We start from the raw sequence: 12,307 nt of genomic DNA on the forward strand, positions 1-12,307 counted from the left end.
ATATATGCCATAATACATTGTAAGTTCGATGAAGACAGAGCATTAGTGTGCTCCGACAAACCACTATTGCATAACGCGATGGTGCATCTCTTCAGGGAGGGCGAGATGAAATTAACGCAGCATCCCGAGTATCAGCGGGTCTATATAGCCAATGAGGAGGCTTTTCACCTCTGTGAACAGGCCATCATCCTGTGGCGAGCGCGCAACGAGCCGATCTCGGTGCCAGCATATGGGCTTACCTGGACCTATGAGTCAGCACGGGAGTTTGTGCGCGAACTCTCAGCCTTATTTCAAGAGTATAACCACGTCCTCTGGAACGGCTTCAACTACTGCCGTCAGTGCGGTGGGCAATGCTGCGTCGCGGATGCCTCGAACGTCCAGCCTTTTGATCTACTCGCGATAACACTCCTCGACCAGTCTGCACCCGTGCTTCCAGAAAACATTAGTGCCAGCGAGCGCCAATGCATCTATCTCGTCAACCGCCAATGTTCCTGGCCCGCTGAGTGGCGAACCATCAAATGCTGGTCCTTTTACTGCCTGGGTACTGGTCCCTGGCGGCCCGGAGCCTTGATCAGCGAGTTGCGCGGCGAGATTACCTGTGAACTCCAACAGCTCGTCCGCACGCGTCTTCCCCTACCACTCCAGCGTTATGAGACCATTCAGGGACTGGCGCTAGCGGACGCCCTCGACGATCCTGTCGCCTTCTCTGAGGCCATCCACAACGCCCTCTTTGAGATTTTTGTTGATCCTCTCAACGAAGTATATCCCATCATTGATCTCCAATTGGGAAATAACAATAGTAACACTCCTTCTGAACCGAGAGGCGCTCTCACAACAAGCCTGTTACTAGATGACCAGGTTGCCACTTTCATCGCAGAGGCGGTCGAGGAGGCCTGCGAGACACCTCCGGTGGTGCCGGCAGAGCTTACCATCTCAGTTGAGCAACTCTTGCAAGACCTGGAGGCCTTGCAATGGATCATCGAGGGCCATCCCTCCCATGAATCCCAACTGCTACATGAGATGTACCTTCACTACGCCAACGCGCCAGCTCCCGCGCCTGGATACCCCCCCAGCATCTGGTACCGCATGCGCGACTATTTGAGCAAGATGTAATTAAGCGCGGCAAACAAACGTGCTTACCGTATTACCTCCGGATATCCAGCAGCACCAGGGCATGGCTCTTGCCCGCTGAAAGCGCGCACGATAGCGTAGCGCCCATCGGGCGAGCAGCTCAGGTGTCGTACGAGAGACGAGAGGTCGAAGCTGGTACATTTTTGAGCATAAGAGGATAAATTGGTCTACTGACAACCAATATTGCCCAAAAATAATTCCTGAATGGCATATACGTGGAGGCAAGGTATCAGCGCGCAAACTCATGCCGAAACGTTTGGCGCTCGTTTATCGTGCAGCCTGCGTGAGTAACTCTCACCTGGCTGCTACTCAACGATAGAAAGCCAGGACAGCAACACAGAAAGGATAGAACGCGATGCAAGAGCCGCAAAGCACCTCTACACAAAACGATGTATATAATGTAGTTAGCGTACTATACCACTCATTACGGGAAGCACAGACCTGTGAGTGCTACAAGCAAGACGCCCAGAGCCAGGGGCAGCAAGAGATTGCTCAATTCTTTAATGATGAGCAGCAAGCTGCCAACAAACACGCCGAACAGGCCAGAAATCTGCTCAGCCAGATAAGAAGTGATCGCTAGCTTGAAAGAGGAAAAGGGGCTTACCCTGAGCGCCGCAGGCACGAAGGATAGCAACCCGTCAAGAAAAACACAAAGAAGGTATTCGGGGGCAAATGTCCTCGAATACCTTCTTTATTTCTCATCAGATCCGTGAAAACCTGCTTATTCGGCCACCTCCAGAGCTGACACGCTGTGAGCAATGCTAAACTGCCATGCCAGGGTGCCGTCCGCCTTATAGGCATAGACCTTGGTTCCCAATGAAAACTTGGAATCGAAAGAATTGCAGTCGGCGACATAAATCATGCCATTAGCCGCAACTGGATTGAGCATGACACCCAGGGTAACGGGCTTCTGCCATTTTTGGTTGCCAGTGCTGGCGTCCAGCGCGGTCGTCGTATGACCATTGCCATCTGGACCTCCATAAGTTGGCGCATAGACGACACCATCGACAACTACAGGAGCGCTCTGTACCGAGCCATCCACGGCTTTTGACCAGTTTTTCTGCCCATTCTGGATATTGTAGGAATAGACCGTACCCACGAATACATTCCCATCGCTTGGGCTGGACTGCTGGATACCCAGGTACACAGCATTCTTATCCAGAGCGATATCAAAGACCTGACCAGGGATGTCTCCTGTTTTCCATAGCCGCTTGCCGCTCAGCGTATCGTATGCCTCGATGTCTGAATGGCTGCCACCCACCTCACTCGTGTAATCAAAGGAGGCATACACCACGCCATTCACGATATACGGGCGCGTCACGTAGAACTGCTCATGTGATACTGGCTGCTTCCAGATGACGGTACCATCCGTTGCTTTGGTAACATACAGGCCGTGATCGGTGCCCAGGTACAGCTTACCCGCGTTCCACGTCATAGAAGTAATAGCCATCTGGAAAGAGTAGCTCCGCTTCTCAACGCCTGTGCTCGCGCTAAAGATGTGGATATCCGATTTGGAAGAGCCTTTATCAGAATAGGTACCCGCATTGACATAGACCAGGCCATCGCCGAGCGCCATATCTGTTAATCCCCCGGTGTGTAGACTCTTATTCCAGAAGACAGTACCATCCTGCGCGTTAAGAGCTATAATGCCCTGCTGTGCCGATGAACTACTCCCACCACCAACCAAAGCAAAGAGAGTATTGCCGCTCAAGATGATGCGGGTGATGCCTAGATTGGGCGTTTTCACAACTGGAGATTGATCAAGCTTTACGGTATAGTTCCAGATCACCTTTCCCGTCTGTGGATCGATCTTGGTCACGCCACTGTCCCCGCCAATATATACGCCAGAGGGCGTCTTCACCTGGAGATTGGGTGCATTGGTAACATGTGTATTCCCTGAAGAGGCGGGACCGTTGTGTTGCCCGCGTGCGACGTTTAGGACGGCGATCAGGCTTCCCACCAGGAGGGCCATAAAGAGTACCGCCGCAATCATGCCAAAGCGGCGCATAAACGTCGAAGGTGACTTGGCTTTATCTTGTTGAGTATGCTGTCCTTGCATATATCGAAACCTTTCAAATTCTAATGGTTTGTTGTTTTGAGAAATTCTCTTTGTCCAGGGATTTTTCCCAAAGCCTGTGTCTGTACCCAGATCCAGGCGCTCCCATACTCGCTCCAGTGAGCGCAGATCACTCCTGTAGAGGCCTTGTAGATCGTGTACAGTGCGCGTCTCTTCATTGGGATGGCTCCCAGTTTGCAGTAACGCCTCGATCTGCTCATCTACAATCCTCGGGTTAAAGTACTCTTTATCGTCCATCATGTGTCTCCTCACCATCCATGTTGTAGATTCCCCGCAAACTGTTGAGCGCGCGGGAGAGCATGACACGCACCGCCGCCTCGCTCTTGTTGACCAATGTTGCGATTTCAGGGCTACGCAGGCCGTGGGCGAAGCGTAAGCGCACCACCTCCTGCTGCACCTCTGAAAGCGAGAGCAAACGCTCACGCACCTGGGCATGCGCCTCATTGCGTAAAGCGACAAATTCTGGCGCATCCATCTCGTCCCCCAGCAGATCCTCTACTACATCCTCCAGATTCGTGTGAGTGCGATGTTTGGCGCGCCGGTGATGATCCATCACCTTGTTGTGCGCCACACTCCAGAGCCAGCCTTTTCGCTTATATTCATTCAGCTTACCAAGCAATTTGCTCTCTAGCGCGACTGTAAACACCTCCAATAAGATATCTTCCGCATCCTCCTGAGAAAGTACTTGCCGACGTATATACATCATTATGGCCGGCGCATAACGTGTATATAATTCGGCCACCAGGGCCTTATGGTCCAGGTTTATTTGCTGCTTAAACAATTGCATCCATGTCCTCAGCAATTTTTCTAGTTTTGAGATCTCATTTGTTCCGTCGCATGAGCAATAAAAAGTGTTACGCCAAAAATAAAAAGAGGCCACATGCACTGTTACTACCGTTATGGCATGTGGCCTTCTCTCAGAGAAGGAAGTGTTTTCAGGCTACCGCGCCTCCAGATACCACTTCAAGCGTTGCACAATACGTTCGTTCTCCTTACGAATGGCGCGTACAAGAACCGGCTGCAAAAGGGTTACCAGGCCCTTCGTACGCAACTTCAGTTCCCTGACAACCTGCGTACCGCCCTCCTTTGGTTGAAGCGTATAACGCACATGAATATCGAGCACGCCCTTGCGCGCCGCCTGGTGAAAAGCGATATGTGAATGTGGCTCAAGCGCTATGACCTCGCCCTGCATCTCCGAAGAGGGGCCCTTATCCACATAGGCTGTGCCTACTTGTATCGGGCCATCAGTCGTAATAGTAGTCTCCCTAAACAGGTTCGACGCCGGTAACCAGGATTTATAACCACGCAGGTCGGCAAGCACCTTGTACACTGTCTCCGGCGGGCGTTGAATGAATGTGGTGAAGCGCAATTTAGCCATAATTATTTTTGTTACTCCTTCATTCTTTTCCCTTACATTATCATGCCAGAGAGAATGCCTTGTAAAGTTGCTAGTCTGCTTGCGCGGAACGCGTGCGTTATTCTGACCTCTTTTTTGAAGGAGGTCCGTTATAGATGACGGACAGCCACACCTCCGTGAGGACATCAATGACCTGCTGCTCGTCGTGAAACGCCGGATGTCCAATTGCTGCAAGATAGTAAATACGCTCGCTCATCCATGTGAGGGTGCTGGCTAAGGTAGACGCATCCACAGAAGTTCGAGGAGCGCGCCCCGTCGCACGGTCGCGCTCGATGCGATGCGTGGCGGCCTGGGTGAAGCCTTCCATCATTTCCATCCAAAGCGCTGCTAGCCTTTCGTCAGAACGCCAATTCTCGACGATCGCTCGCAGCACTGGTGCGTGTTGTATCCAGAGCTGTAATCCCTGGCTCGTTCCTTGTCGTAATGTCTGCTCGGGGGACTCGATATCCTCCTCAACCCAGGGCCCTGCTGCTACCTGGGCCTGGTTGACAACGCGTCGAACCAGTTCTCCCAGGACCACGTATTTGCTCTCAAAATAGAAATAGAAACTCGCGCGCGAAACCTGGGCGGAACTCAAAATATCGGCGACGCTCAGTTCGTCGAAACGCTGGTGCGCGAGTAACTGTTCAGTGGCGTCCAGGATAGCTTTCCGCACATCCCGTTGTTCCGATTCTTCTCGGAAAGTCTTTTGATCGTTACGGCGAGCTTTGTGTCGCGGCATAAAAGAAACACCTCAGATCCTATTTCACATACTGTACAGCAGCGCCCTGCCACAAAGCAAGAAGGAGAGTGAAAACCGTCTTCGGATCTCACCTTGACGCATGCACCAAAGATAGCATACACTATGTCCGAACATAATGTATGGATACAGTGTATGATTCTTGTCACTCTCCAAAACGGCAGGGAGTGCACATAACTACATGGAGCTTTACCTATGAGATACCGGCTTTTAGGAACCAGTGGATTGCGTGTCTCGGAAGTCTTTCTCGGCGCGATGACCTTTGGCGAGGAATCTGGCCCCGGAGCCTCGTTGGAAGAATGCCGTCGCATGCTTGACGCTTACACTGAGGCTGGCGGTAACGTCATCGATACGGCGATCAACTACCGCAATGGAGAAAGCGAGAGTATTGTCGGTGAGTTGCTTGAGGGGCGTAGGGATCGTTTTGTGGTGGCAACCAAGTACACGTTGTCCCGCAACCGTGCAGACCCCAATGCCTCTGGCAATCACCGCAAGAATCTCAGGCTCTCGCTTGAGACCAGTTTGCAGCGTTTACGCACAGACTACATCGACCTGTATTGGGTCCACATCTGGGATCGGAACACACCTATCGAGGAAACGATGCGCGCGCTTGACGATGCTGTTCGGTCCGGCAAGATCCTCTATGTTGGGATTTCGGATGCCCCCGCATGGATTGTCTCGCGCGCCAACACCTTGGCCGAATGGCGTGGTTGGAGTCCCTTTATCGGTCTTCAGGTTCCCTACCATCTCCTCAAACGCGACATCGAGCGTGAACTGCTCCCCATGGCCGAGGCGTACGGGATGAGTGTTGCCACCTGGGGACCACTTGCGGACGGTTTGCTTTCAGGGAAGTTCACTCGCGCCTCCCGTGTCGAGGCAAGAACGCGTCTTTCGCCTGCCACGATCAGCGAACGCGATCATGCCGTTGTTCGCGTTGTCCAGGAAGTGGCGGATCAGCTTGGCATCACCCCCGCTCAGGTGGCGATTGCCTGGATACGAAGCCGCTCACGCGCCATCCACCCGATTATCGGTGCCCGTCGGCTCGATCAACTGGTTGAGAACCTCGGTGCGCTCACGGTTTCGCTCCCCTCTGAATTGGTTGCTCGCCTGGATACTGCAACCGACTTTGAAATTGGGTTCCCAGCCAATTTCATCAATTGGACAACACCGTTCGTCTATGGGGAGACGGGACCCTTGGTTGATCAGCGTGTGTAGGAGGGTAATCTGTTGTATATCTTTGAGAAAAGAGGAGAACAATCATGACACAACCCGAGATGAAAGCAATCCCTGATGGGATTCATACGCTCACTCCCCATCTTGTGGTGCGGGATGCAGGGCGGGCCGCCGAGTGGTACAAAGCAGCATTAGGAGCGAAAGAGCGAGGTCGCATTCCTGTGCCTGGCGGAAAATACATGCAGATAGAACTGTGGTTCGACGACTCGGCAGTGATGCTGGCTGATGAATTTCCTGAGGCAGGAATTCTCTCACCGTTGGCGATTGGTGGCACTCCTGTCGTCCTGCACTTCTCCACTGAAAACGTCGAGGCTCTTTGGAAACGTGCCGTAGATGCAGGTGCCACCATCTTGCAACCATTGCAGGACCAGTTCTGGGGCGACCGTTATGGGCAAATCATTGATCCATTTGGATACCGTTGGGGGCTTGCTCAACATGTCCGTGATGTTTCCTCAGAGGAAATTGCTCGTCAGGCGGCACATGTGTTCGGTGGTCAAGGATAACAGGAAGACGATCGTTTCCTTTTTGAGCATGCATTTTCCACGTGATCCCACAGGATGCGCAGTGAGCTTTCATTCGTAAGTCAATCTGCCTTGAAAGAATCTTTCCTGACGTGAAGGCAGAGGTCTTTCTGACCTCTGCCTTCAGGATGCATGAGTAGTGAATGAGCCTGTGAAGCTCGTTTTCATCGAAAATGCATTCGTTGCACATCCCCCGTGGAACTCGGACGCTAAGCATCGGAGACAACAAGATACCCTGGACGTGACGAGAAAGGCCGAAAACAGATGCAACCATTACCATGGCAACCCCCGGTGGAACTCTCTGAACTTGAGGAACACATTGTGAAACGGATGAGGAACACGTTGTGAAACGGATACGGAGAGCCAAATTATTTGTGTTTCTGCGCCACTATCGGCACGAGCTGTTGGATGAGGCATTCCATCAGGAATTGGCGGGCTTGTACCAAATCAGTAAACGAGGCCAGCCACCCATCGCTCCAGCGCAACTGGCATTGGCAACCATTCTGCAAGCCTACACAGGAGTTTCAGATGACGAGGTCATTGAGGCGACGCTCATGGATCGACGCTGGCAGTTGGTGATGGATTGTCTGGACACCGATCAGGCACCGTTCAGCAAAGGACAAGCAAAACTGCGTGAACGGGTAGTAGTTGAACATACGCTCGCCCGTGTTGGTCAATGGCAAGGACGACGCACACGCTATCGCGGACTCCGCAAGAATCTCTTAGATCTGCGACGCTGCGCCGTCGTCCACAAATTTACATGTTCTGGCTCGTTCCCAGCAACTCTCTGCTGAGCTTCAAGAGGCTGCGTGATTTCTCGACCGGTTCTCTAGTTTTTATCCTGCTGCCATTGTCGACTGATAGGCAGGATGTGCCAGTCGGTCTCGAAGATACGCTCATGCAGTTCCATCTCGACGATGGCAGCCAGGATAGTGCGTTGGCGCTCAGCGTCCGAAGCGTTGAGAATCTGTAAGGGCCAGTTGCCGCCACTAGAGCCAGAGAGGTGTGGATGCAGAAAGCCACGCCCATAGTGCGCCTTGATGATTATAGGTCGCAGTGGGGCGCGAGGGCCACGCATGACCTGGGCCGTCCGCTGTTTCGGCCAGGTCAGCTCAAAGCGTGTCTCCAGACCACCCTGACCATCATTCTTTGGTCCAATAACACGCACCTGGCCTGTACCATCTAGAAATAGACCGTTGGCCTCCTCCAGGACCGACTGTACCACTGGAGTTAATAGCTCGACCGCCTTACGATAGATCTCTTCTTTCTCCGCACGACTTACCTGGCCTTCATAGGTTCCGGTACTGAGGTCGCGCAGGTGGCGCAGCAGGTCCTCTCGCCGTACGACCTCGCTCATACTAACACCTCCTGAATGCAAACTTATCTGCGCGCAACACTCTGGTCCTGTTCGCGTGGCAACTGGAACCAGGTCTCGTTGCACACATTGAGTTCCTCTTCATCTAGTGTCAGCTCGACGCCTTTCAGGCTATCGGTGAGTTGCTCAGGCCTGCTTGCCCCCAGAATGGCACTGGTAATTCCAGGCTGCTGAAGCACCCAGGCCAGGGCAACATGGGTAAGGCTCTTATTACGTGGCGTGAAGAAATCATGGAGTTGTTCGACAGCCTCGAACATAGCCTCCTTCCAATAGCGACGCTGATAGAGCTGACCACTACCTCTAAAGCTGAAGCGTGTCCCTTGTTGCACCTCTGGGGTTTGCCGGTAACGACCCGTCAAGACACCAGCGGCGAGGGGATTGTAAACGATGACGCCCAGGCCATGCGCGCGACAGAGAGGCAGAATCTCGTCTTCAATCATGCGAAACAGCATGTTATAACGCGGCTGATCGCTCACAAAGTTGGACAAACCATGCATTTTGCTGGTCCAGAGCGCATCTGCCAATTGCCAGGCAGGGAAATTTGAACAGCCGATATAGCGTACCTTACCCTCACGTACAAGCTGATCCAGGGCGCTCAGCGTCTCCTCTATGGGCGTCTGGGGATCGGGCCAATGCACCTGGTAGAGATCGAGATAGTCAGTTTGCAGACGACGCAGGCTGGCCTCACAGGCTGCCAGGATATGCTTACGACTCAGGCCCGACTGATTTGGTCCCTCGCCCATCGGTCCACCACACTTCGTCGCCAACACAACGCGCTCGCGCGCCTTACGTACGCGCAGCCAGTTTCCCACAATCTCCTCGGTGCGTCCCTGCAAGCCGGCCTCGGTATCGGGATAAATATTAGCTGTATCAAAGAAATTGACGCCCGCCCTCTCCGCAATATCCATCATCTGAAAGGCCACCTCCTGGTTCGCCTGGTGGCCAAAGGTCATCGTCCCTAGCGCGACCTCGCTCACCTGCAAACCAGTATTCCCCAACCGTTTGATCTTCATACATGCCCTCCTGCACAGAGTTGAAATAGATGGTGCTCCTTACACGTTACCATACGAATCACTACACAGGAATATAGTTGGTGGACTAGAAGCATCCTACACGTTTCTTCCATTTTAGTGTCCACCGGTGAATGAGAGAGAGATCCTTCTGTGTAAGCTTTGTTGCCAAGTCTCTCTCCATTACAGCACTGGCCCAGGCGTAGAAGAGGTTCATATTCCCCAGGGCTCCTCTCTTCTGTTCATAGCCCCTACGCCAGCCAGCTTCAAAGATCCTCAGCACGAGCAATTCTAAAATAGATCGTCTTCCAAGACTAGCATAACGAAGGATAGAGACTGTGCGGGCCGCATCAGCGCGAGGGTCGCCAGAGAGAGCATTCCTCCAATCAAGCACTGCAGTTATCTTGTTTCCGTCAGTCAGCACGTTGAGAGGGTGATAATCCAGGTGAAGCAGCGTAAGAGCTTGCTGCTTCGCTCGGTGCAGGCACTCTTGCAGTGGCTTCTCGTCTGGGCCAGACCAGTTGATCCACGCCTCGGGTTGCTGGCAGAGCACATCAGGTGCAGCAAGGGTATGAATAATGGCCTGCATCTGGCCAAATAGCAGCCCCAGAGACCAGGCCCGCCAGGGATGCGCAAGCAGTTCCTCAGCAATAGGCCTTCCTGGGAGCCAGGATAAAAGAAGTGCAGGATAATCATGCCATTTCCCCATTGCATGAATCTGCGGCACAGGCAAACCTGCCGCCAGTGCTGCCTGCATTACCACTTGCTCGCGCTGGCAGTCGTCATCCTCCCCCTTCTGGAAGACACGCAAGGCATAGATCTTTCCGGCTTTTTCAACGCGCCAGATAGCAGTATCTGTTCCACCCTGCACAGGTGTTACGGTAGTAACATCAAGCAAACCAAGCGTTTCAAGAATAGCATATGGATCAAGGTGCTCATGTGTCATATATCTTTATTTCTCCTCAAAGATCTTTGTCAGGTATCTTTATAGCAAACATTACGCTAAAAATTTGGCTTTTATGACCTATCTAACTTCATGTGCATACTTTTGGCGACACGCCTCACGCCTACGGCGTTCGCTGGTTTTGTGGTGTGGAGCGTGCTGGCAGCCATAGGCTGCCAGCACGCTCCACACCACAAAACCGAAATAACTTGCCATCGGGTTTATCCACATTCTTAATACAGAACAATTCTTTCATTCTACCTCTTGCTTGTTGTATGCTAAAAGAGGACTAAGAAGAGCGAGAGGAGCATTTATGGATATCTGGCAACAAATTCTTGACTTCGAGCCTTTTTTACGTCTACTTGACATCAAAGCGGAAGTGCTCGGGCCTGATGACGTCTTGCTACGTCTTATTGTACGCCAGGAGGTTGCTAATCACCTGGGAGGACTACACGGTGGTGCTCAATTCACCTTGGGAGAATCTACGGCCCTGACTGCTGCGGTATTCTCATTGGGGATGCAGTTGGATCAAGTCGCGGTACTCACAAGGGGTGCGACGATTAACTATCAAAAGATGGCCCTGGGTGATCTAACCGCCCATGCCCGGGTTGTGCACGAAGAACGTGAAAGTCTTCGGGATGCCTGGAACACGAAAAAGCGGGCGCGCCTGAACGTCCCTGTTGAGATTGCGGATGCAACAGGGCAGGTAGTTACTGTGCTTAACGTCGAGTGCCTCATATTGCCGCGCTCGTAAGCGCAAGAACCGAGCTTCGCGCAATTCCATACCCCAATAATCTGCTCTTATTGCTACTCACGAGCGTAAGCGGGGAAAGAGGAGCAGGGCATTCTCGCGCTCGACCAGGTGGATCTCCTGGCGGTCGAAGCCATCGTAGTTGCGCAGTTCTTTGATGTCGCGGGCGATGGCGTCGACTGGCACGAAGGGATAATCACTGCCATAGAGGATGTGAGAGGGATCGGCCAGAGCCTGGAGCGAGGGGAGCGAGTAGGGCGAGATTGACATGGCAACATCATAATAGAAGCGCTTGAGCAGAGTTAGCAGGTGCTCGGGAGTACGATCACTGAGCTTGGCAAGCATTGCGCCAGTAGTCAGACGCTTGGCCAGAAATGGGACTGTACCGCCTGCGTGGGAGAGAATCAGGCGCAGCATGGGATAGCGCTCCATGGTACCGCTGTATAACAGATTCGCGACCGCGCGCGTGGTGTCGAAGGGGAATTCGTAGAGTGGCGCGGGAAGCCCGAAGTGCGGCTGATCCTTGGATGGAGGAGTGGAGGGATGAATAAAGACCGGGATCTGTCTGCGGTTCAGCTCGGCAAAGAGTGGGTCAAAGGTAGAAGAGCCAAGATAGGTTCCGCGATAGTTGGTAAGCAGGCCAATGCCATCTAGTTTGAGCGTATCCAGCGCGTACTCCATCTCTTTGAGCGCGGCATCGATATCGGGCAAGGGGAGAATGGCGAAGGCTCCCAGGCGCGTGTGATGGTTCTGCACCAGCTCTGCCAGGAAGGTATTGACGCGATGAGCAAGGGCCTGAGCTTTGACCTTCTCCCCAAAATAGATGCCTGGCTCCGAGATTGAGGCAATGGCGGCCGCAATGCCCTGCTGGTCCAGCATGGTGATCATGTCATCGATATTCCAGTTGGGGAAGGACACACCCGGAACCGCTTCAGTAATACCCTCCTGACGCAGGACCTCGACATAAAAGGGCGGAATAACGTGATGATGCACATCTATACGATAGGGTATAAACTCTGTGCTGCTCATAAGGCGCCACTCCTCAAGGCCCTTCTCTCGCTATGGGCCACGCTGAAAATGCTTATGCTGCCAATAATAGATTAACCAGCT

The 12,307-nt window shown here is 52.9% G+C and carries 13 protein-coding genes and 1 pseudogene; 6 read left to right on the forward strand and 8 right to left on the reverse strand.

The genetic code is table 11. The features are described from left to right. Positions 1 to 105: 105 nt before the first annotated feature. Positions 106 to 1,113 (forward strand): hypothetical protein, encoded by a 1,008-nt coding sequence (locus KRAC_RS30935; RefSeq protein ID WP_007914151.1) that lies wholly within the window; start codon positions 106 to 108, stop codon positions 1,111 to 1,113. 373 nt (positions 1,114 to 1,486) lie between these two features. Beyond that, positions 1,487 to 1,711: a hypothetical protein gene (locus tag KRAC_RS30940; RefSeq protein ID WP_007914152.1), complete on the forward strand. Its 225-nt coding sequence runs from the start codon at positions 1,487 to 1,489 to the stop codon at positions 1,709 to 1,711. Positions 1,712 to 1,852: 141 nt separating this feature from the next. Here the strand turns inward: KRAC_RS30940 and KRAC_RS30945 are convergent, their stop codons facing one another. The 4 genes from KRAC_RS30945 to KRAC_RS30960 all read right to left on the reverse strand — a co-directional run bounded on the left by KRAC_RS30945 (position 1,853) and on the right by KRAC_RS30960 (position 5,346). After that, positions 1,853 to 3,448 (reverse strand): outer membrane protein assembly factor BamB family protein, encoded by a 1,596-nt coding sequence (locus KRAC_RS30945; protein ID WP_169460968.1) that lies wholly within the window; start codon positions 3,446 to 3,448, stop codon positions 1,853 to 1,855. Next, positions 3,435 to 3,995, reverse strand: coding sequence for an RNA polymerase sigma factor (locus KRAC_RS30950; RefSeq protein WP_007914154.1), 561 nt, complete (start codon positions 3,993 to 3,995; stop codon positions 3,435 to 3,437). The genes KRAC_RS30945 and KRAC_RS30950 overlap by 14 nt, the downstream gene beginning before the upstream one ends. Before the next feature lie 153 nt (positions 3,996 to 4,148). Then, positions 4,149 to 4,586 (reverse strand): SRPBCC family protein, encoded by a 438-nt coding sequence (locus KRAC_RS30955; protein ID WP_007914156.1) that lies wholly within the window; start codon positions 4,584 to 4,586, stop codon positions 4,149 to 4,151. Between the two features lie 97 nt (positions 4,587 to 4,683). Then, entirely contained in the window at positions 4,684 to 5,346 is a 663-nt protein-coding gene (locus KRAC_RS30960; RefSeq protein ID WP_007914158.1) for a TetR/AcrR family transcriptional regulator, read from the reverse strand. 213 nt (positions 5,347 to 5,559) lie between these two features. Between KRAC_RS30960 and KRAC_RS30965 the strand changes: the two genes are divergently transcribed. The 3 genes and pseudogenes from KRAC_RS30965 to KRAC_RS76405 all read left to right on the forward strand — a co-directional run. Continuing rightward, positions 5,560 to 6,579: an aldo/keto reductase gene (locus KRAC_RS30965; protein WP_007914160.1), complete on the forward strand. Its 1,020-nt coding sequence runs from the start codon at positions 5,560 to 5,562 to the stop codon at positions 6,577 to 6,579. Positions 6,580 to 6,623: 44 nt separating this feature from the next. Next, entirely contained in the window at positions 6,624 to 7,100 is a 477-nt protein-coding gene (locus KRAC_RS30970) for a VOC family protein (protein WP_007914162.1), read from the forward strand. A 282-nt stretch (positions 7,101 to 7,382) separates the two neighbouring features. Continuing rightward, positions 7,383 to 7,786, forward strand: a pseudogene (locus KRAC_RS76405) (transposase); the annotation flags it as partial. Positions 7,787 to 7,947: 161 nt separating this feature from the next. Here KRAC_RS76405 and KRAC_RS30980 read toward each other — a convergent pair. The 3 genes from KRAC_RS30980 to KRAC_RS30990 form a co-directional block, all read right to left on the reverse strand. Next, complete coding sequence (locus tag KRAC_RS30980) at positions 7,948 to 8,475, reverse strand: hypothetical protein (protein ID WP_007914164.1); 528 nt, start codon at positions 8,473 to 8,475, stop codon at positions 7,948 to 7,950. Positions 8,476 to 8,498: 23 nt separating this feature from the next. Further along, positions 8,499 to 9,506, reverse strand: a complete 1,008-nt coding sequence (locus KRAC_RS30985) for an aldo/keto reductase (protein WP_007914166.1) — start codon at positions 9,504 to 9,506, stop codon at positions 8,499 to 8,501. 85 nt (positions 9,507 to 9,591) lie between these two features. Further along, on the reverse strand, positions 9,592 to 10,449 hold the full coding sequence (locus KRAC_RS30990) for a phosphotransferase family protein (protein WP_007914167.1): 858 nt from the start codon (positions 10,447 to 10,449) through the stop codon (positions 9,592 to 9,594). A 310-nt stretch (positions 10,450 to 10,759) separates the two neighbouring features. Here KRAC_RS30990 and KRAC_RS62840 point away from each other — a divergent pair, with 310 nt between their 5' ends. Beyond that, positions 10,760 to 11,200 (forward strand): PaaI family thioesterase, encoded by a 441-nt coding sequence (locus KRAC_RS62840; protein ID WP_007914168.1) that lies wholly within the window; start codon positions 10,760 to 10,762, stop codon positions 11,198 to 11,200. A 57-nt stretch (positions 11,201 to 11,257) separates the two neighbouring features. On the opposite strand, the gene KRAC_RS31000 is transcribed toward KRAC_RS62840, so the two are convergent. Then, the gene (locus KRAC_RS31000) at positions 11,258 to 12,226 is read right to left on the reverse strand and encodes an amidohydrolase family protein (RefSeq protein WP_007914169.1); all 969 of its coding nucleotides are present in this window, start codon (positions 12,224 to 12,226) and stop codon (positions 11,258 to 11,260) included. Between the last annotated feature and the right edge of the window lie 81 nt (positions 12,227 to 12,307).

It is taken from the genome of Ktedonobacter racemifer DSM 44963, from assembly GCF_000178855.1.
GTDB classification, from domain to species: Bacteria; Chloroflexota; Ktedonobacteria; order Ktedonobacterales; family Ktedonobacteraceae; genus Ktedonobacter; species Ktedonobacter racemifer.